Origin of the sequence: Oceanicola sp. S124, from assembly GCF_000220565.1 — a bacterium.
Lineage (GTDB): Bacteria > Pseudomonadota > Alphaproteobacteria > Rhodobacterales > Rhodobacteraceae > Pseudooceanicola.
In genome coordinates this window covers 1-18,867 of record NZ_AFPM01000304.1, presented here as the reverse complement: position 1 = coordinate 18,867, position 18,867 = coordinate 1, and the positions used below count along the sequence as shown (strand labels likewise).

At 68.1% G+C, this 18,867-nt stretch carries 19 protein-coding genes and 1 pseudogene; 10 read left to right on the top strand and 10 right to left on the bottom strand.

Annotation, left to right across the window (positions count from 1 at the left end):
* The 8 genes from OS124_RS0120585 to OS124_RS0120550 form a co-directional block, all read left to right on the top strand.
* Positions 1–1,043 (top strand): dihydroxy-acid dehydratase (locus OS124_RS0120585; protein WP_010141865.1); only part of this gene is annotated, 1,043 nt, incomplete at its 5' end.
* Positions 1,043–1,969 (top strand): Gfo/Idh/MocA family protein, encoded by a 927-nt coding sequence (locus OS124_RS0120580; protein ID WP_010141864.1) that lies wholly within the window; start codon positions 1,043–1,045, stop codon positions 1,967–1,969. The genes OS124_RS0120585 and OS124_RS0120580, both read left to right, overlap by 1 nt.
* A 31-nt stretch (positions 1,970–2,000) precedes the next feature.
* Positions 2,001–2,918, top strand: coding sequence for a dihydrodipicolinate synthase family protein (locus OS124_RS0120575; protein WP_010141863.1), 918 nt, complete (start codon positions 2,001–2,003; stop codon positions 2,916–2,918).
* A gap of 12 nt (positions 2,919–2,930) precedes the next feature.
* Positions 2,931–4,445, top strand: a complete 1,515-nt coding sequence (locus OS124_RS0120570; protein ID WP_010141862.1) for an aldehyde dehydrogenase (NADP(+)) — start codon at positions 2,931–2,933, stop codon at positions 4,443–4,445.
* Positions 4,446–4,448: 3 nt separating this feature from the next.
* On the top strand, positions 4,449–5,378 hold the full coding sequence (locus tag OS124_RS0120565) for a 2-dehydro-3-deoxygalactonokinase (protein WP_010141861.1): 930 nt from the start codon (positions 4,449–4,451) through the stop codon (positions 5,376–5,378).
* A gap of 117 nt (positions 5,379–5,495) precedes the next feature.
* Complete coding sequence (locus OS124_RS0120560; RefSeq protein WP_010141860.1) at positions 5,496–6,104, top strand: 2-dehydro-3-deoxy-6-phosphogalactonate aldolase; 609 nt, start codon at positions 5,496–5,498, stop codon at positions 6,102–6,104.
* A complete protein-coding gene (locus OS124_RS0120555; RefSeq protein WP_010141859.1) occupies positions 6,101–6,949 on the top strand; it encodes an SMP-30/gluconolactonase/LRE family protein in 849 nt (282 codons plus the stop codon). Before OS124_RS0120560 ends, OS124_RS0120555 begins: the two co-directional genes overlap by 4 nt.
* Positions 6,946–7,926, top strand: a complete 981-nt coding sequence (locus OS124_RS0120550; RefSeq protein ID WP_010141858.1) for an aldose epimerase family protein — start codon at positions 6,946–6,948, stop codon at positions 7,924–7,926. Before OS124_RS0120555 ends, OS124_RS0120550 begins: the two co-directional genes overlap by 4 nt.
* A 195-nt stretch (positions 7,927–8,121) precedes the next feature.
* Here the strand turns inward: OS124_RS0120550 and OS124_RS0120545 are convergent, their stop codons facing one another.
* From OS124_RS0120545 to OS124_RS0120520, 7 genes and pseudogenes are all read right to left on the bottom strand, one after another.
* Positions 8,122–9,573, bottom strand: a complete 1,452-nt coding sequence (locus OS124_RS0120545) for an aldehyde dehydrogenase (protein WP_010141857.1) — start codon at positions 9,571–9,573, stop codon at positions 8,122–8,124.
* Between the two features lie 91 nt (positions 9,574–9,664).
* Positions 9,665–10,402: an ABC transporter ATP-binding protein gene (locus OS124_RS0120540; RefSeq protein ID WP_010141856.1), complete on the bottom strand. Its 738-nt coding sequence runs from the start codon at positions 10,400–10,402 to the stop codon at positions 9,665–9,667.
* The gene (locus OS124_RS28385; RefSeq protein WP_443189687.1) at positions 10,395–10,490 is read right to left on the bottom strand and encodes a hypothetical protein; all 96 of its coding nucleotides are present in this window, start codon (positions 10,488–10,490) and stop codon (positions 10,395–10,397) included. Before OS124_RS28385 ends, OS124_RS0120540 begins: the two co-directional genes overlap by 8 nt.
* A 144-nt stretch (positions 10,491–10,634) precedes the next feature.
* A pseudogene (locus OS124_RS0120535) lies at positions 10,635–11,114 on the bottom strand (ATP-binding cassette domain-containing protein); the annotation flags it as partial.
* Positions 11,114–12,025, bottom strand: coding sequence for a branched-chain amino acid ABC transporter permease (locus OS124_RS0120530; protein WP_010141854.1), 912 nt, complete (start codon positions 12,023–12,025; stop codon positions 11,114–11,116). The pseudogene OS124_RS0120535 and the gene OS124_RS0120530, both read right to left, overlap by 1 nt.
* Positions 12,022–12,885 carry an ABC transporter permease subunit gene (locus OS124_RS0120525; RefSeq protein ID WP_010141853.1) on the bottom strand — a complete coding sequence of 288 codons (864 nt, stop codon included), beginning with the start codon at positions 12,883–12,885 and terminating at the stop codon, positions 12,022–12,024. Before OS124_RS0120525 ends, OS124_RS0120530 begins: the two co-directional genes overlap by 4 nt.
* A gap of 145 nt (positions 12,886–13,030) precedes the next feature.
* Positions 13,031–14,242, bottom strand: a complete 1,212-nt coding sequence (locus tag OS124_RS0120520; RefSeq protein ID WP_010141851.1) for an amino acid ABC transporter substrate-binding protein — start codon at positions 14,240–14,242, stop codon at positions 13,031–13,033.
* 131 nt (positions 14,243–14,373) lie between these two features.
* Here OS124_RS0120520 and OS124_RS0120515 point away from each other — a divergent pair, with 131 nt between their 5' ends.
* Positions 14,374–15,267 carry a helix-turn-helix domain-containing protein gene (locus tag OS124_RS0120515; RefSeq protein WP_029375609.1) on the top strand — a complete coding sequence of 298 codons (894 nt, stop codon included), beginning with the start codon at positions 14,374–14,376 and terminating at the stop codon, positions 15,265–15,267.
* Positions 15,268–15,467: 200 nt separating this feature from the next.
* Here the strand turns inward: OS124_RS0120515 and OS124_RS0120510 are convergent, their stop codons facing one another.
* Genes OS124_RS0120510 through OS124_RS0120500 form a run of 3 tightly spaced genes read right to left on the bottom strand, consistent with a single transcriptional unit; the run spans position 15,468 to position 18,262 of the window.
* Positions 15,468–16,772 (bottom strand): TRAP transporter large permease, encoded by a 1,305-nt coding sequence (locus OS124_RS0120510; protein WP_010141849.1) that lies wholly within the window; start codon positions 16,770–16,772, stop codon positions 15,468–15,470.
* On the bottom strand, positions 16,765–17,277 hold the full coding sequence (locus OS124_RS0120505; protein WP_010141848.1) for a TRAP transporter small permease: 513 nt from the start codon (positions 17,275–17,277) through the stop codon (positions 16,765–16,767). Before OS124_RS0120505 ends, OS124_RS0120510 begins: the two co-directional genes overlap by 8 nt.
* A 4-nt stretch (positions 17,278–17,281) precedes the next feature.
* Complete coding sequence (locus OS124_RS0120500; protein ID WP_010141847.1) at positions 17,282–18,262, bottom strand: TRAP transporter substrate-binding protein; 981 nt, start codon at positions 18,260–18,262, stop codon at positions 17,282–17,284.
* 355 nt (positions 18,263–18,617) lie between these two features.
* Here OS124_RS0120500 and OS124_RS25435 point away from each other — a divergent pair.
* Positions 18,618–18,867 (top strand): LysR family transcriptional regulator (locus OS124_RS25435; protein WP_010141846.1); only part of this gene is annotated, 250 nt, incomplete at its 3' end.

Sequence of the window (18,867 nt, the reverse complement as noted above, 5' to 3'; positions counted from 1 at the left end):
GCGTCATGGCGCAGATGTCGGGCCGCCGCATCGTGCAGATGGTCAAGGATGACCTGAAGCCCTCCGACATCATGACCAAGGCCGCCTTCGAAAACGCCATCCGCACCAATGGTGCCATCGGCGGCTCGACAAATGCCGTGATCCACCTGCTGGCCATCGCGGGCCGCGTGCAGGGCGTCGACCTCAGCCTCGACGACTGGGACCGTTGCGGCCGCGACGTGGAAACCATCGTCAACCTCATGCCCTCGGGCGAATACCTGATGGAAGAGTTCTTCTACGCCGGTGGCCTGCCCGTGGTTCTGAAGCGCCTCGGCGAGGCCGGGCTGCTGCACAAGGACGCGCTGACCGTCTCGGGCGAGACGATCTGGGACGAGGTCAAGGATGTCCTGAACCACAACGAGGACGTCATCCGTCCGGTCGGCAAAGGCCTGACCCCGCAGGGCGGCATCGCCGTGCTGAAGGGCAACCTGGCGCCGAACGGCGCCGTGCTGAAACCCTCTGCCGCCTCCAAGCACCTGATGCAGCACCGGGGCCGCGCCGTAGTCTTCGAGGACATCGACGACTACAAGGCCAAGATCAACGACCCCGATCTCGATATCGACGAGACCTGCGTCATGGTGCTGAAGAACTGCGGGCCCAAGGGCTACCCGGGCATGTCCGAAGTGGGCAACATGGGTCTGCCGCCGAAAGTCCTGCAGAAGGGCATCACCGATATGGTCCGCATCTCGGATGCGCGCATGTCCGGCACCGCCTATGGCACCGTCGTGCTGCACACCTCGCCCGAAGCTGCCGCCGGTGGCCCGCTGGCCGTGGTGCGCAACGGTGACATGATCGAACTGGACGTGGCCGCGCGCCGGGTCCACCTGGACATCACGGACGAAGAGCTCGCCGCCCGCCTGGCAGAATGGCAACCGGCCCACGAACGCTTCAAGTCCGGCTACGGGTGGCTGCACCAGCAGCACGTCGAGGGCGCCGACACCGGCGCCGACCTGGACTTCCTCAAGGGCTGCCGGGGCAATGCCGTCGGGAAGGATGCCCACTGATGGATATCGCACTCGTCGGCATCGGCAAGATCGCCGTGGATCAGCACGTCCCCTCGCTCGCCACCTCCCCCGACTGGGAGCTGGCGGCGACCGTCTCACGCTCGGGCACGGTCGAGGGGGTCGAGGCCTTCACCTCGTTCACCGGGATGCTGGAAGCCCGCCCCGAGATCCGTGTGGTATCGCTGTGCCTGCCCCCCGTGCCGCGCTTCGACTACGCCGCGAAGGCTCTGGCCGCCGGGCGTCACGTCATGCTGGAAAAGCCCCCGGGGGCGACGCTGGCCGAATGTATCGCGCTGGAACAGATGGCCCGCGACAAGGGCCTGTCGATCTACGCCACCTGGCATTCGCGCGAGGCCGACAAGGTCGCGCCCGCCAAGGCCTGGCTTGCGGACAAGACGCTGAAGTCGCTGCATGTCACCTGGCGCGAGGACGTGCGCCGCTGGCATCCCGGCCAGGACTGGATCTTCGAGGCCGGCGGTCTCGGCGTCTTCGATCCGGGCATCAATGCCCTGTCCATCGTGACCGAGATCCTGCCCGATCCGATCCACCTGCAATCCGCGACCCTGTCGTTCCCCGAGAACCGGCAGGCGCCGATTGCCGCGGACCTGGCCTTCTACCACCCCGGCAACGCCCGGGTGACCTGCGACTTCGACTTCCGCCAGGAAGGCCAACAGACCTGGTCGATCGAGGCCCGCTGCGAAGAAGGCACCCTGCTGCTGACCAATGGCGGCGCCAACATGTACATCGACGGCGAAGAGCTGGGCGAGCATCACTCGGGTCTCGATGGCGAATACCCCCGGCTCTACGCCAAGATGGCAGAGCTGGTGCGCGCAGGCGGCATCGACATGGACCTGCGCCCGCTGCGCCATGTTGCCGACGCCTTCCTTCTTGGCCGCCGCTCGGTGGTCGAGCCCTTCGAATTCTGATTCTTCCCGACATTTCCGAAAGGACCGTACAGTGAAAACTCCCCTGACCGGCATCCTCCCCGTTGCGCCCACGCCCTTCCTCGATGACGGCACCGTCGACGAAGAGGGCATGAAGCGCGTCCTTGACTGCCTGATCGACCAGGGCGTCGACGCCATCTGCATCCTGGCCAACTACTCCGAGCAGTTCGTGCTGTCTGATGACGAGCGCCGCCTGCTGACCCGCCTCAGCCTGGAACATGTCGCAGGCCGCGTGCCGGTGATCGTCACCGTGTCGCATTTCTCGACCCAGATCGTCGTCGACCGCGCGAAAGAGGCCCAGGCGCTTGGCGCCTCGATGCTGATGATGATGCCGCCCTACCACGGCGTCGGCCTCGTCCCGCCGCCCGAAATGATCTTCGAACATTTCGCCATGGTGTCGGACGCGATCAGCATTCCGATCATGATCCAGGACGCGCCGCTGTCGGGCGTCACCCTGCCCGTGCCGCTGCTGGTCAAGATGGCCAAGGAGATCGAGAACGTCTCCTACTTCAAGATGGAAACCCCCTTCGCCGCCGACAAGCTGGCGGCGCTGATCGAAGCTGGCGGCGATGACATCATCGGGCCCTTCGACGGCGAGGAAGCGGTCACGCTGCTCGCCGACCTGGACGCCGGTTGCACCGGCACCATGACCTCTGGCATGTTCGCCGAGAAGATCCGCCCCATCGTCACCCACTACCTGGCGGGTGACAAGGACGCGGCCCTGGCGCAATGGAACCTCTGCATGCCGCTGATCAATCACGAGAACCGCCAGTGCGGGCTGCGCGCCTGCAAGGTGGTTTACAAGGAAGGCGGCGTCATCAAGTCCGATCACGTCCGCCATCCGCTGAAACCCATGACCGAACGCACCCGGACGCGCCTCCTCCAACTGGCGTCCGATCTGGACATCATGGCGCTGTCCTGGGGCAAGTAAGGGAGCAATGACATGACTTTCCACGGCAAACACCTGATCGCAGGCGAATGGGTCGGGTCCGACGACACCTTCGCCTCAACCCCTGTCACCGGCGTGTCCATCGCTGTCTCGAAGGGCACCGCCGCGCTGGTCGACCGCGCCGTGCAGGCCGCCGAAGAGGCGTTCTGGACCTATGGCTACACCAGCCGCGAAGAGCGCGCCGCCTTCCTCGACGCCATCGCCGACGAGATCGAGGCCCGCGGCGAGGCCATCACCGCCATCGGCACCGCCGAGACCGGCCTGCCCGAAGGCCGCCTGCAGGGCGAGCGCGGCCGCACCACCGGCCAGCTGCGTCTCTTCGCCAGCCACATCCGCGACGGCGCCTACCTTGACGTGCGCCACGACAAGGCCCTGCCCGACCGTGCGCCCCTGCCCCGTCCCGACCTGCGCATGATCCAGCGCCCCGTAGGCCCCGTCGCCGTCTTCGGTGCCTCGAACTTCCCGCTGGCCTTCTCCACCGCCGGCGGTGACACCGCCTCGGCACTGGCCGCCGGCTGCCCGGTCGTCGTCAAGGGCCATGAGGCCCACCCCGGCACCGCAGAGATCGTCGCCGAGGCGATCAAGGCCGCGATCGAGAAGACCGGCATGCCCGCAGGCACCTTCTCGATGGTGCATGGCGGCAGCTACGAGGTCGGCGGCGCGCTGGTCCAGCACCCGCTGATCAACGCGGTCGGCTTCACCGGCTCGCTGCGCGGCGGCAAGGCGCTGTTCGACCTCTGCGCACAGCGCGACGCCCCGATCCCCTTCTTCGGCGAACTGGGCTCGATCAACCCGATGTTCTTCCTGCCCGCCGCCATGTCGGCCCGGGCCGAAGACATGGCCAAGGGCTGGGCCGGGTCGCTGACCATGGGCGCGGGCCAGTTCTGCACCAACCCCGGCGTCCTGGTGCTGCTGGAGGGCCCCGAGACCGAAACCTTCCTCGCCACCGCCAAGGAGGCGCTGGAGGCCACCGGCCCGCAGGTCATGCTGACCGAGGGCATCGCCGATGCCTATCGCTCGGGCCGTGACGCCATCGCGGCACAGACCGGCGTGCAGGAGGTCATGACCTCGACCTGCTCCTCACGCAACGCAACGCCCTATGTCTTCCGCACCACCGGCGCGGAATGGCTGGCCAACGAGGCCCTCAGCCACGAGGTCTTCGGCCCGCTCGGCATCGCCATCGTGGTCAAGGACATGGACGAGATGCTGGCCGTGGCCCGTGGCTTCGCCGGTCAGCTGACCGCCACGCTGATGATGGACGCAGGCGACAAGGCCGAAGCCGCCAAGCTGCTGCCGGTGCTCGAGCGCAAGGCGGGCCGCGTGCTGGCCAATGGCTTCCCGACCGGCGTCGAGGTCTGCGACAGCATGGTCCATGGCGGCCCCTACCCCGCGTCGACCAACTTCGGCGCCACCTCGGTGGGCACCATGGCAATCCGTCGCTTCCTGCGTCCGGTCTGCTACCAGAACATCGACCCGGCCCTGCTGCCCGGCGATCTTCAGGACATCTGACCCGTGCAGGCCGCCGACGTGTCCGACCGGACAACCGCCGACTGGATTGCCGCCGACTGGGGCACATCGAACCTGCGTCTCTGGGCCCTCGGGCCCGGAGGAGAGGTGCTCGCGGAACGCAGCTCCGCCGAGGGCATGGGCGGCCTGACACCTGACCAATTCGAGCCAGCCCTGCTGCGGCTGGCCGAAGACCTTCTGGCCCCGGACCGCGTGACCCCGGTCCTGATCTGCGGCATGGCCGGTGCCAAGCAGGGCTGGATCGAAGCGCCCTACGCCCAGGTCCCCTGCCCGCCCGCCGGGGGCGGCGCGCCGGTCGTGGCACCGACTAGCGACACGCGGATCTCTGTCCGCATCATGCCCGGCCTCTGCCAGTCCGGCCCCGCCGACGTGATGCGCGGCGAAGAGACCCAGATCGCCGGGTTCCTTGCCGATGAGCCCGATTTCGACGGCACCCTCTGCCTGCCCGGCACCCATACCAAGTGGGTCCGCGTGGCGGGCGGCCAGGTGCTGTCCTTCCGCACCGCCATGACGGGCGAGATCTTCGCCCTGGTCGGCAAGCACTCGGTCCTGCGTCATTCGCTTTCCGACGACGGCGAAGCGGACGAGGGCGCCTTCCTCGCCGCCCTCGCCACCGGCTTTGCCGAGCCCGCCGCCCTGGCGATGGAGCTGTTTTCGATCCGCCCCGCCTCGCTGCTGGAGGGGCTCGCCCCCGCCTCGGCCACGGGGCGGCTGTCGGGTCTGCTGATCGGCACCGAACTGGCAGGCGCGCAGGACTTCTGGCAGAACCGCGACGTGGTGGTCGTCGGCTCGCCCCGGCTGACCCGCCGCTATATCGCGGCGATGGAACGCCTCGGCGGCAGTGCTCGCGCCGCCACGAACCCCGAGCTGGCGCTGAGCGGCCTGATCGCCGCGCATCAGCTCGAACAGGCCTGAGGGGCGCCCGCCGCCCAGGCCATGCCCGGACGCGGCCTGCGTCACGGATCAAGGAAGACGGCGCCCTGCACCGGGGGCGAATAAGGACGGCGCCCTGCGCCGAGGGAAGGAGAGGCCATGCGCCGCAACATCATCGCCATTCTGCGCGGCATCACGCCCGCCGACGCCCTGCCGATCGCCGAAGCGCTGATCGGCGCCGGGATCACCTCGATCGAGGTGCCGCTGAACTCGCCTGAGCCGCTGAAATCCATCTCCCTGATGGCCGAGGCCTACGGCAACGACGCGCTGATCGGCGCAGGCACCGTGCTGGCGCTGGAAGATCTTTCCAACGTGGCCGAGGCTGGCGGCAAGCTGATCGTCTCGCCCGATGCCAACCCCGAGGTCATCGCCGCCACCAAGGCCCGCGGCCTTGAAAGCTGGCCCGGCGTCATGACCCCGACCGAGTGTTTCTCGGCCATCCGCGCCGGTGCGGACGGGCTGAAGCTGTTCCCCGGCTCGCTGATCGGCCCCGCCGGCCTGAAAGCCATGCGCGCGGTGATCCCCGCCGCGGTCCCGGTCTACGCCGTCGGCGGCGCAGGCCCCGACAATTTCGCCGAATGGGCCGCCGCAGGCGCCAATGGCTTCGGCATCGGCACCGCGCTCTACAAGCCTGGCGACAGCGCGGCAGACGTCGGCACCCGCGCCGCGGCCATGGTCGCCCGCTACGACGAGGTCATGCCATCATGAGCGCCACTCTCTGCGATCCCCGTCCCTGCGAGTTGGGCGAAGGCCCGCTCTGGCATCCCCTGCGCGGCCAGCTGTTCTGGTTCGACATCATGGGCCGCAAGCTGCTGTCCCGGCAGGGCGATACGCCACTGGAATGGCGCTTCGACGAATACCATTCGGCAGCGGGCTGGGTGGATGAGGGCACCCTGCTGCTGGCCTCGGAAACCGGCCTCTGGCGCTTCGACATCCAGACCGGCACCCGCGACAAGCTGGTCGACCTCGAGGCCGGCAACGCGGCGACACGCTCCAACGACGGGCGCGCCGATCCGCAGGGCGGATTCTGGATCGGCACCATGGGCAAGAAGGCCCAGCCCGGCGCCGGGGCGATCTACCGCTATTACCGGGGTGAGCTGCGCAAGCTCTGGGGCAGTATCAGCATCTCGAACGCGATCTGCTTCGCCCCCGATGGCCGCACCGCCTATTTCGCCGACACGCCGACCCGGAAGATCATGCGCGTGACGCTGGATGCCGAGGGCTGGCCCGAGGGGACGCCGGACCTCTTCGTCGATCTCGCCCCCGAGGGGCTCTACCCCGATGGCGCCGTGGTCGATGCCGAGGGAGGGCTGTGGAACGCCCAGTGGGGGACCGGACGCGTCGCCCGCTACCTGCCGGACGGCAGCTTCGACCGTGCGGTCGCGGTCGGCGGGCAGCACAGTTCCTGCCCGGCCTTCGGCGGTGCGGACCTGTCGACGCTCTATGTCACCACCGCGCGCGAGGGGATCAACAGCCCGGATGCGGCCCAGGGGGTGCTCTACGAGCTGCGCCCCGGTGTCCTGGGCCAGCGCGAACACCAGGTGATCCTGTGACCCCGGCGCTCTTCGGCCTGCTGCCCGACGGCAGCCCCGTGCATGGCGTCACCATCGGCACCGGCGCCCTGCGCGCCACCCTGCTGACCCATGGCGCACGGCTGCAGGACCTGCGCCTCGCGGGTGTCGCGCATCCCCTCGTGCTGGGCTCGCCCCGTCTCGAGGACTACCTCGGCCCGATGAACTACTTCGGCGCCACCGTGGGCCGTTATGCCAACCGCATTGCCGGGGGCCGGTTCAGCCTTGACGGACGCAGCTACCAGCTGGACCGGAACGAGTCCGGGCAGACCTGCCTGCATGGCGGCAGCGCCGGCACCGGGGTGCTGAACTGGTCGCTAGAAGAGCAGACCCCCGACAGCGCCACCTTCGCCCTGCTGCTGGCGGATGGCGACATGGGCTTCCCCGGTCGCTGCGCCGTCTCGGTCACCTACCGCGTCACCGGCACGGCGCTCGAGATTACCATGGAGGCCACCCCCTCGGCCGCCTGCCCGATCTCGCTGGCCCATCACAGCTACTTCTGCCTCGACGGGGCTGGCGACGTGGCGGGTCAGACCCTGCAGATCGCTGCCGAACACTACCTTCCCGTCGATGACCGCCTGATCCCGCTGGGAGAGATCTCCCCGGTCGCCGCGACGCCCTTCGATTTCCGCACCCCGCGCCAGATCGGCCCCCATGGCTACGACCACAACTTCTGCCTCGACGGCGACGGCCCCGCCGCCCGCCTGACGGGCCGCGACGGGCTGGTGCTGGAGGTGGAAACCGATGCGCCCGGCCTTCAGGTCTACAATGCCGCACATCTGCCGACCGAAGGCCTGCCCGGCCTCGATGGTCTTGCCTATGCCCCCCGCGCAGGGCTGGCGATGGAAACCCAGGAATGGCCCGATGCGCCCAACCACGACAGCTTCCCCGACCCGGTGATCCGGCCCGGCGAGGTCTATCGCAATCAGACGGTGTATCGCTTCACGAAGACGGCGTAGGGGGCTCTGCCCCCCTCCGCTGTGCGGAGTCCCCCGGAGTATTTCCAGCCTGGTGATGGAACAGGTCCGGACATCGAGGCGGCCTTCTTTTGCCATGGAGAGCGTGCACGCTCCCGGAAGCAGAAGGAGGGAGCCAGATCGGCTCCCTCCATGCTCATCACCGGGCCTGAAATACTCCCGCCGGAGGCGGATGCCTCAGAGCGGATAGTGCAGCGGGCCGTCCTGCATGGTGATCCAACGCAGCTCGGTGAACTCGTTGATGCCCTGCGTACCGCCGAAACGGCCGTAGCCCGAGTCCTTGACGCCGCCGAAGGGCATCTGCGCCTCGTCGTGCACGGTCGGGCCGTTGACATGGCAGATGCCGCTCTCGATCCGGCGTGCGACCGAGAGGGCCCGGGCCTGATCCCTGCCGAAGACCGCCGCGGAGAGGCCGAATTCGCTCTCGTTTGCCACGCTCACCGCCTCGTCGATCGAGCCGACGCGGATGATCGAAACCACTGGCCCGAAGCTTTCCTCGGCATAGAGCCGCATCGAGGGGGTCACGCCATCGATCGCCGTGGCATCCAGCATGGTGCCGGAACCACCGCCGCCGGCGACCAGCCGGGCGCCTTTGGCCAGCGCATCCTCGACCAGGGACTTCACGCGGCCCGCGGCCTCGGCATTGACCAGCGAGCCAAGCGGCTGCGCCGCCTCGCGCGGGTCACCGGCAGTCAGCGTGGCGACCTTCGCGCCGAAAGCCTCGACGAAACGGTCGGCGATCTCGTCCATGACGATGATCCGCTCGGTCGACATGCAGATCTGGCCCTGGTTCATGTAGGCGCCGAAGGCGGCGGCCGAGACCGTGGCCTCGATATCCGCATCATCCAGCACGATCAGCGGCGCCTTGCCGCCCAGTTCCAGCAGCGCGGGCTTGAGGTGGCGCGCGGCGGTCTCGGCGATGATCCGGCCAACGCGGGTCGAGCCGGTGAAGTTGATCCGGCGAACGGCGGGCTGGGCGATCAGCGTCTCGACGATCTTCGGCGCATCCTCGGGCGCGTTCGACACGGCGTTGAGCACACCTTCAGGCATGCCCGCCCCGGCGATGGCTTCCAGCATCAGCGCATGGACGCGGGGGCAGAGTTCCGAGGTCTTCATCACCACCGTGTTGCCGCAGGCCAGCGGCGTCGCGATGGCGCGGGTGCCCAGGATCACCGGCGCGTTCCAGGGCGCGATGGACAGCACCACGCCAACCGGCTGGCGCACCGCCATGGCGGTGGAGCCGGGGCGGTTGCTGGGGATGATCTCGCCCTTGATCTGGGTGGTGAGGCCCGCGGCCTCGACCAGCATCTCGGACGCCAGGTGCACGTTGAACCCGGCCCAGGCCTCGGTGGCGCCGATCTCCTCCTGCATCGCGCGGATGATCTCGGGGCCTGCTTCGCGCAGCCGCTCGGCGGCCTTCAGCAGGTAGCCGCGCCGTTCGGCGGGCGAGGTCTGCGACCAGGCCGGGAAGGCCGCGGCTGCCGCATCCACTGCCGCCATGGCATCATCGGTGGTCGCCGCCGCGGCCGAGGTCACGGCCTTGCCGGTGACCGGGTTGGTGCGCTCGAAGCGGGCGCCGTTGGAGGCGGGCTTGTGCGCGCCGCCGATATAGAGGTCGATCTGATCCATGTTCTTGATCCTCTTTCTTCAGGTGTTCCCGGCGGCAGGGCCGCCCTGGCTGGTCTTGGTTGCCCCGGCGACTGTGCCGCCGGGAAGGGCCTCAGTCGATCTCGGCGGTGGTGCCGCCGAGGAAGGCATGTTGTACGGCAGGGTCCTCTGCCAGCTGGTCCGCGGCCCCCTGTCCGACGATCCGGCCCGCTTCCAGCAGGTAGCCACGATCCGCCAGCTTCAGGCTTTCCCGAACATTCTGTTCGACCAGAAGAATGGCAAGGCCAGTCTGGCGGATGCGACCAAGCGCCTCGAAGAGCTCCTTCGTGACGATGGGGGCGAGGCCCAGCGAGGGTTCGTCCAGCAGCAGGAAGTCGGGGTTCGACATCAGCGCGCGGGCGATGGCGACCATCTGCTGTTCGCCCCCCGACATGGTGCCTGCGATCTGGCGGCGGCGCTCGGCGAGCTTGGGGAAGAGATCGAAGACCTGCGCCCGCTTGTCCGCCTCGCCCTTGCGGGCGCGCGCCGGATTGGCCCCCAGCACCAGGTTCTCTTCGACCGAGAGCCGCGGGAAGATGCCCCGCCCCTCGGGCACCAGCGCCACGCCCTCGGTGACGATGCGATGCGCGGGCAGGTCGCTCAGCACCCGCCCGCCGAGGCGCACGCTGCCGCCCTCGGGGCGTACCAGCCCGCCGATGGCCTTCAGCAGCGAGGACTTCCCCGCCCCGTTGGCCCCCAGCAGGGCAACGCATTCGCCCCGTCCCACGGTCACCGTCACGCGGTCCAGCGCCAGGTGCTTGCCGTAGCGGATGGTCAGCCCATCCAGTTGCAAACCGTCGAAATCAGGCATCGATTCCTCCCAGGTAGGCGGCCACGACCTCGGGCTGGTCCAGCACCTCGGCGGTCGGGCCGTCGGCGATCTTGGATCCGCTGGCCATGACCACGCAGCGCGGGCAGAGGGCGCGCACCGCATCCATGATGTGTTCCACCAGCAGGATCGTCAGCCCTTCGGCTTCCAGCTGGCGGATCAGGGCGATGCCCTCCTGCAGCTCGGTCGGGTTCAGGCCCGCCAGCCATTCGTCCAGCAGCAGCAGGCGCGGACGGGCGGCCAGTGCGCGCGCCAGTTCCAGCCGCTTCTGGTCGATATAGGTCAGGTCGCCCGCCAGCTTGCCGGGCGAAACCTTCAGGCCGACACGTGCAAGGCTCTCCTCGGCGCGGGCCTCGGCCGCACGTCCCCAGAGCGCCTCGCGCCCGAAGGCGGCGGGCACCATGACGTTTTCCAGGATCGACAGCGAGGGCAGCACGCGCACCAGCTGGAAGGTCCGGGCCACGCCGGCCCGGGCGATGACATCGGGACGCTTGCCGCCGATGGCCACGCCGTCGAACAGGATGTCCCCGGAGGTCGGCTTCAGCGCCCCCGACACGAGGTTCATCAGCGTCGTCTTGCCCGAGCCGTTCGGCCCCAGCAGGCCGACGACCTCGCCCTCGTTCATCGAGAAGCTCAAGCCATCGACCGCGCGCACGCCGCCGAAATGTTTCGCCGCTTCGTGGATCTCCAGCATCATGCCCGGGCCTCCTTCTTCTTGCGCAGCTTCTCGATCGCGGCCAGCACGCCGTCGGGCAGCAGGAAGACCACGCCGATGAACAGCAGGCCCAGCAGGATCGAGAAGTGATCCGGGAAGCGTGCCGAGAGCCATTCGAAGAGCAGGAACAGCGGCACAGCACCCAGCACCGGGCCCCAGCGTTTCGTGGCCCCGCCAAGCAGCGCCATGATCACGGTCAGGAAGCTGACCTGCGGATTGAACACGATGCCCGGCTCGACATAGACCCAGCGGGGTGACTGGATGGCACCGACCAGCGTGATCAGCACCGAGGAGAGCACGAAGAGGATCAGCTTGGTGCGGGCCAGGTTGATGCCAGCGTGGGCCGCAACGGTCTCGTCATCGCCGATGACCTTCAGCGCCAGGCCGATGCGGCTCCGGTGGATCCAGCCGGTGATCAAGACGACCACGGCAGCCAGCGCCAGCAGTTGCCAGAGCACGTGGCGCGGCTCCAGTTCGAGGAAGATGTAGCGGCCCAGCGTGCCCGAGACAGAGACCTCGAACCAGGTGATCAGCTGGCGGATCAGCTCGGCCAGGCCGAAGCTGAAGATGACGAAGTAGATGCCCGCAAGGCGCAGGGTGGACAGGCCGACCAGAAGCGCCAGCACGCCGCCGATCACGGCAGCCGAGACCAGCACCAGTGGCCAGGGCAGCGCCTCGGACAGCACGGCGACGGTGTAGGCACCGGTGCCGTAGAAGGCGACCGTGGCCAGCGAGATGTAGCGCGTCGGGCCCGAGAACATCGCCCAGGCCGAGGCCAGGATGGTGTAGCTGACAGCGCCGATCAGCAGGCCGATGCCGTAGGCGTCAAGGATGTAGGGGCCGCAGGCCACCAGGGCGAGAACGGCAAGCGCAATCAGGGAGCCGGTCATTTGGCACCTCCGAACAGGCCCTGCGGGCGCCACAGCAGGATGACGAGGAACAGGCCATAGGTCGCGGCCAGCGTCAGGCCGGGGTCGATGTAGACCGACACGAAGGTCTCGATCAGGCCCAGCAGAAGGCCCGCGATCAGCGCGCCCAGCAGGTTGCCGACGCCGCCCATGATGACGATCACCAGGGCTTTCATCGTGTAGATCACGCCCATGGTGGCGCTGAAGGTCTGGTACATCGACAGCACCACGCCGCCCGCGACAGCCAGCGCGCCGCCAAGGGCGAAGCCCGCACGGGCCACGCGGTTGACCTCGATCCCGACGAGCGGGGCGGAGCCGGGGCTGAGCGCCACGGCGCGCAGGGCCAGGCCCCAGCGGCTGTGGGTCAGCGCAAGGTAAAGGCCGCCGCCGATCAGCACCGACAGGCCGAAGGCGATCAGCCGGTTCAGCGCGACCTGGGTGCCCAGCACGTTCACGCCCTGGCCCAGGAAGGCATAGCTTTGGAAGTTGCCGCCGAAGAGCACCAGCAGCACCCCCTGCACGACGAAGAGCAGACCGAAGGTGGCGAGGATCGAATCGACCTCGAGCCGCCCGGTCGTGCCCGAACGCGCCACCAGCGGGCGCATCATCACCTGGTAGATGCCCCAGCTGATGGCCCATCCGGCAGGCACCAGCAGGACGAGGGACAGCAGCGGGCTCAGCCCCGCCACGTTGAACAGAAGCATGGCCGCGAAGGCGGCGCAGATCATCACTTCGCCATAGGCAAGGTTCATGATCCGCGCGATCCCGTATTGCAGGGAAAGGCCCATGGCGATCAGCGCATAGGAGCCCCCCAACACGAGGCCGAAGACGAGTGTGGACAAAAGCAAGGTGATCTCCGGTGAAAAGTGCGGGGTCGGGGGCTACCCCGTCCCTCCGACCCCGCAGCCGGACCGCAGCGCATTCGGGCACGCCGCAGCCCTGGATCTGCGCCCCCCGGGACTGGCACGGGGGACGCGTTGACGGGTCTCAGTCCCAGGCGGGCTTGGGCACGACGGGATCGCTGGCGCCGTCACGGTCGGCCGGAGCCACGGCGACGAACTTGCCCTCCTGCCACTGGCCGGTCAGCCAGAGGTCGCGCAGCTGGTTATCTTCCAGCTTCACCTCGCCGATGATCGTGTCGAAGGTCCCGGTCGAGATCTCTTCGGCGACGGCGGCGTGATCCAGGCCGACGCGGGCGATGGCCTGCTCCAGCACTTCCAGCGTGGTGTAGGTGATGGCGCTGGCCCAGCTGTCGGGCAGCTTGCCGGTCACCTCCTGGTGCGCGGCGAAATACTCCTGGATCTTCGGGCTGGCGGCATCGACGCCACCGACCGACATCACGCCCTCTTCGATCCCGCCGGTGACGTTCGGATAGATCGGGAAGGCCCCGCCGACGCCGACGTAGAAGACCTTGGGATTGAAGCCCGCAGTCTGGGCCTCCTTGGTCAGGCCGAAGCTCTCGGGCGGGTAGGAGAAGGCGATGAAGGTGTCCGCACCGCTGCCCGCCGCTCCGCTGATCATCGTGGCGAAGTCCGAGGTGCCGGCGGGATAGGTGGTGTCGACCACCAGGTCGAAGCCCGCCTCTTCCAGCGCCGGACGGGCGGCCTTGATCAGGTCGATGCCGAATCCGTCGGCGACCGAGACCACGGCGACCTTGTCATTGATCTGCCCCTTCTCCTTCAACTCGCCCAGCAGGCTGGCCAGGGCATCGCCGTAGTCATGACCACCGCCGAGGAACCAGAAGCTGCGGTCCCAGCGCTTGGCAAGATCGGGTGCCATGTCGGTGACGGCGGTCGCAGCCAGCTGCGGATAGCCGAAGCGATCCATCAGCGGCGCGATGGCCAGGTTGAAGCCGGTGCCCCAGGGCGGCAGGATGAAATCGACCTTGTCCTGGGTCGCCAGGCGCTCGATGGCGCGGACGGCATCCTCGGCGCTGGAGCGGTCGTCGTATTCCACCACCTCGATCATGGCGCGCGAGCCGTCGGGCAGCAGCAGGCCGCCCTTCTCGTTCACCTGGTGCACCCAGAGTTCGTAGTTGGGGATCGTGCTGATCCCGGCCCCGCCCGCATTGGGGCCCGACTTCGAGACGGCATAGCCGATAGTGATCGTCTCGGCGGCCAGGGCGGCGCCCGGCAAGGCCAGGCCGATGGCCATGGCGGAGACGTAGCAGGACAGCGCCCTGCGCGTGACATTTCTCATGATCTTCCTCCCAAATCCTCCCTCGGACGGCGGGTCCTCCGCGACCGTCCAGGGCTGATGACAGAGACTACCAGTGGCCGGATCGCATGGAATGCACTACTGCGGGTGATTATTGCACTTATGGGGCCAGAATGCCGCAATCCTCACCGCCCCGTGCCGCTCAGGGCCGCCCGCTGACAACGCCGCAGTTCGAAGCACGGATGCTTCGCTCGGCCCTTCAGGCGTCGGAACTGCGGCTCGAACCCGAGATGTCGCATCTGGTGCTGCTGGCAGCGGGCCGGGCCCGCCTGGAGGGACCGGGCGCGCCGGACCTTGCCGCCGATGCGCCCCGCCTGCTCTGGCTGCCACCCGGCGCCGCCCCCCGCCTCAGACTTTCGGCGGGGGCGCGTGGCGCCCTGCTTCAGCTTGGCCCGGTGGCGCTGGCACGGGCGCTGCCGACCGGCTCGATGCAGACCCGCCTGCGCGGACTGCTGGGGCAGCTGCGCCTGTTGCCCCTGGCCCTGGAAACCCGGGACGAGTTGCTGCGCCACCTCGCGGTGATCGCGGAGGAGGGGCGCACCCCACGCAGCGGCACAGAGGTGATCGTCGAGAGCCTGGTCTCGGTGCTGCTGGTGCGGCTGTGGCGCGCCGCCGAGGCCGGGGGACACGCCGGCGGCCTTGCGACCCGCTCTCTGCTGGACCGTTTCGTGCTGCTGGTCGCCCGCCACGGTCGCGAGCACTGGCCTGTGGCGGACTATGCCGCCGCGCTCGGCATTTCGCGTGACCGGCTGGGCACGTTGGTGCGCCAGGCCACGGGCCTTTCCCCGCAGGGCTACCTGCACCGCGAGATCCTCGCCGATGCCCGGGACCTGCTGACCAACTCGACGCTGCCGGTTTCGGAAGTGGCCTTCCGCCTGGGCTTTCAGGATCCGGCCTATTTCAACCGCTTCTTCACCCGCCAGGAAGGCCTCGCACCGGGGCGTTTCCGCCGTGCCGCCCGGGCGCGGCGCGAGGCCGAGACCACCAGTTTCGCCGCCTGGCCCTGAAGCGGCCGGCCTTTTGGCGGTTGGGCACCGGAAGAGGGGGCGCTGCCCCCGTCTCCGTCCCGGAGACTCCCCCGGAGTATTTTCAGCCTGGTGATGATGCGGGTCAGGGCGGCGCTGCCTGCCTGCGGAGGCGCAAAATGCGCTGGCCGGGGGCTTCCCGCGTCGACATGAGAAGGGGCGCCGAAGCGCCCCCTCAAGCCCTACCCGAACATCGAGTTCGGGATCACCAGCGCGATCTCGGGGAAGAGGATGATCAGCAGCAGGCAGAGCACCATGGCCAGCAGGAAAGGCGTGACGCCCTTGAAGACCGTCGAGAGGGGCACCGTCTCGGCCACGTTGCGGACCACGAAGACGTTGAGTCCGACGGGCGGGGTGATCATGCCCATCTCGATGACGATCACCGCGATCACGCCGAACCAGATCGGGTCGAAGCCCAGCGCCATGATCACCGGGTAGTAGATCGGGACCGTGATCACCAGCATTGCCAGGCCGTCGAGGAACATCCCCAGCACCAGGTAGCTGAGCAGGATGATCAGCAATGTGCCATAGGCGCCAATGCCCAGCGCCGTCAGGGTGCTTTCCAGCGCCTCGGGGATATTGGTCAGCGCCAGGAACGGGTTCAGGACATTGGCGCCGACGACGATCATGTAGAGCATGGCCGAGGTGCGCACCGTGTCCATCACCGCCCGCCAGAAGCCACGGGTGCCGATGGCGCGGGTGGCGAAGGCCAGGATCACCGTCAGCGCGGCGCCCACCCCCGAGGCCTCGACCGGCGTGAAGACACCAAGGTAGATGCCGCCGATGGAGACCACGATGACCGCCAGCAGCGGCAGGGCGCGGGCCAGGGTGCGGAAGCGTTCGGCCAGGGCGACCGGATGCCCCTTCGGGCCTGCCGCCGGGTCCAGCAGGGTAACGACCCAGATCGCCACGATGAACAGCAGCATCATAAGCGCCCCCGGCAGGATGCCTGCCATGAACAGCCGACCGATGCTTTCCTCGGTCAGGATGGCGTAGATCACGAAGCCCGTCGAGGGCGGGATCAGGAAGCCCAGAGTGCCCCCCGCCGCGATCGAGCCGGTGGACAGCGCATCGCCGTAGCCCAGCCGCTTCATCTCGGGCAGGGCCACCTTGCCGATGGTGACGGCCGTCGCCACCGAGGACCCCGACACAGCCGAAAACGCCGCGCAGCCCATGACCGAGGCCGTGGCCAGGCCGCCGCGGAACCGTCCGACCCAGGCGTAGGCCGCATCGTAGAGCCCGCGCGAGAAACCCGCCTCGGAGCTGACGTTGCCCAGCAGGATGAACATCGGCACGACGATCAGCGAATAGTTCGCCACGGCGCCGTAGGTCTCGGTCATCATCAGCGCGCCGGCACGGCGCAGCCCGTCGACGATCCAGGTGCCGAAGAAGCCGACCGAGAGCATGGCGAAGGCCACCGGCATGCGGAAGATCATCAGCCCGAACAGGGCGACGAAGCCCAGGATGCCGATTGTCAGGTCACTCATTTTCGGGCCTTCCCGAGATCAGGATCGGCAGGAACTGGATGGCCAGAACCGCGATGCACAGCGCCATGCCCAGGCCAATCAGCCCGTAGAAGGGCCAGAGAGGCAGCTCGAGCATATTGGTCACATCCTCGAATTCATGGGCATCCAGCGCCTTCCACCAGGCACGGTCGACCAGCTGCCAGAGCGCGACGATGGAAATCGCGCGGGTCACGAGATCCCCCGCGAAGCGGCCCCAGCGGGTGATGAAGGGATCGAAGATATCGGCCCGCACATGCACGCCCGAGGCGGTGGCATAGGGCAGCGCCAGCATCACCAGCGCCACGGCGTTCAGCTGCACGATCTCGTTCAGCCCGAGGATCGGGTTGGCGAAGAAGTAGCGCGCGGAGACACCGGCAGCCAGCACGACCACCATGCTCAGCAGCAGGACGGCCGCGATCACGGCCAGCACGTAGCTTGCCCTGTCGGTTGTCACCGACAGGGCGCCTTTCACGTTCGCGACCGCCACGGGGTCACTCTCCCGACAGCGCGTCGAAGACCTCCTGGGCACCGTCACCGGAGGCCGCGATGACCTCGGGGATGATGCTGGCAGAGGCCTCGTTGAAGGCGGCGATGGCCTCGTCGGTCGGGGTGATCACCTCGTGACCCTCCAGAGCGGCGAAGGCTGCGATGCCCTCGGCGGCGACGTCAAGCTGGGTCTTCTGGCCCAGGTCCGAAGCAGCGCGGCCAGCCTCCAGGATCGCAGCCTGGGCGTCATCGTCCAGGGCACGGAAGCTGTCGCGGTTCATCACGATGAAGAAGGGCGAGTTGGTGCTTTCGATGCCGACGGTCAGGTACTTCGAAACCTCACCCAGCTTGAAGGCGTTGACGCCGGTGCCGTCGATCATCGCCGCGTCGATGACGCCGGTTTGCAGGGCGTTGTAGATCTCGGAAACGGGCATCGAGACCGGGGTGGCGCCCCAGGCTTCGACCATCAGGCCGGTGTTGCGCGAGGGCACCCGGACCTTCAGGCCCTTGATGTCCTCAAGGGTGCGGATCGGGGTCGAGGCCGAGAAGATGTAGTTCTTCGCCGAAGACCACAGGGCCACCAGCTGCACCCGGCGGTATTCGCCCTTCAGCAGATCCATGTTGTCCCAGAATGTCGCGGTGCCGGTCGCTTCGTCCAGCACGCCGGGCAGCTCGCCGACCAGGGTCAGCGGGAAGGTCGAGGCGGTGTAGCCGGCCAGCGAGATGGCGAAATCGGCCACGCCGTCCAGGGCGCGGGAATACTGCTCGACCGGGCCCGGTCCAAGTTCGCCGCCGTTGTAGAGCTCGACGGTGACTTCTCCGCCGGTCTTCTCGGCGACCATCTCGGCGAAAGGCTCGAAGGTGCGGATGGTGTAGGGGTGACCGGCGGCCAGGAAGTTGGCGAACTTCAGCTCTTCGGCGGCGGCGGCAGAGACGCCCAGGCCGATGGCCAGGGCTGCGCCGGTCAGTTTGGTGATGATGGACATGGATATCCTCCCATGGGGCCCTGCCTGGTCGGGCACGGGCCAGTTGGCTGGCGGGGCGGCGAACCTCTCCCCCAATTCCCTCGGCATCGGGCACAGCTGATCGGTTGGCGTCGGCACATGGCCGGCACCCCGGGCGTCTCCCGCGCCTCAGGTCTCTCCTCCGGTGAAGTCGCAGGTCGGGCCATGCCCCCCTGCACCGGCGTTTCCGGTGAAGCCCCGATCTTGGGGCGTCACTCCTGTTGCTCGCGTCCGGTGACTTTGCATAGGTTCGACTGATGGACAATTTTATGCATACTGGATGTAGCGTTCAGATTTATGGACGATGTCCATCCCGGAGACCCTTATGAAGTGGAACATGGACGACCTCCCGGTCTTCGTTGCAGTTGTCGACCGCAACGGAATCACGGCAGCCGCCAAGACCCTCGGCATGCCGAAATCCACGGTATCGGCGGCACTTGCGCGATTGGAGGCCGGGCTGGGGCTGCGCCTACTCGAACGCAATTCACGCTCGGTCCGGGTCACCGGAGAGGGCGAGACCTTCTACCGGCAAGCCCAGCTGATCCTTGAACAGGTGCGCGAAACCGACGCCGCGATGGCCGGTCTGA

What these genes read in the sequence shown, in the direction of transcription:
- OS124_RS0120580 (WP_010141864.1), top strand. Translation starts at nt 1,043, where the DNA reads ATGGATATCGCACTCGTCGGCATCGGCAAGATCGCCGTGGATCAGCAC.
- OS124_RS0120570 (WP_010141862.1), top strand. Translation starts at nt 2,931, where the DNA reads ATGACTTTCCACGGCAAACACCTGATCGCAGGCGAATGGGTCGGGTCC.
- OS124_RS0120560 (WP_010141860.1), top strand. Translation starts at nt 5,496, where the DNA reads ATGCGCCGCAACATCATCGCCATTCTGCGCGGCATCACGCCCGCCGAC.
- OS124_RS0120555 (WP_010141859.1), top strand. Translation starts at nt 6,101, where the DNA reads ATGAGCGCCACTCTCTGCGATCCCCGTCCCTGCGAGTTGGGCGAAGGC.
- OS124_RS0120545 (WP_010141857.1), bottom strand. Translation starts at nt 9,573, where the DNA reads ATGGATCAGATCGACCTCTATATCGGCGGCGCGCACAAGCCCGCCTCC.
- OS124_RS0120540 (WP_010141856.1), bottom strand. Translation starts at nt 10,402, where the DNA reads ATGCCTGATTTCGACGGTTTGCAACTGGATGGGCTGACCATCCGCTAC.
- OS124_RS28385 (WP_443189687.1), bottom strand. Translation starts at nt 10,490, where the DNA reads ATGGCCAGCGGATCCAAGATCGCCGACGGCCCGACCGCCGAGGTGCTG.
- OS124_RS0120530 (WP_010141854.1), bottom strand. Translation starts at nt 12,025, where the DNA reads ATGACCGGCTCCCTGATTGCGCTTGCCGTTCTCGCCCTGGTGGCCTGC.
- OS124_RS0120520 (WP_010141851.1), bottom strand. Translation starts at nt 14,242, where the DNA reads ATGAGAAATGTCACGCGCAGGGCGCTGTCCTGCTACGTCTCCGCCATG.
- OS124_RS0120515 (WP_029375609.1), top strand. Translation starts at nt 14,374, where the DNA reads ATGCCGCAATCCTCACCGCCCCGTGCCGCTCAGGGCCGCCCGCTGACA.
- OS124_RS0120510 (WP_010141849.1), bottom strand. Translation starts at nt 16,772, where the DNA reads ATGAGTGACCTGACAATCGGCATCCTGGGCTTCGTCGCCCTGTTCGGG.
- OS124_RS0120500 (WP_010141847.1), bottom strand. Translation starts at nt 18,262, where the DNA reads ATGTCCATCATCACCAAACTGACCGGCGCAGCCCTGGCCATCGGCCTG.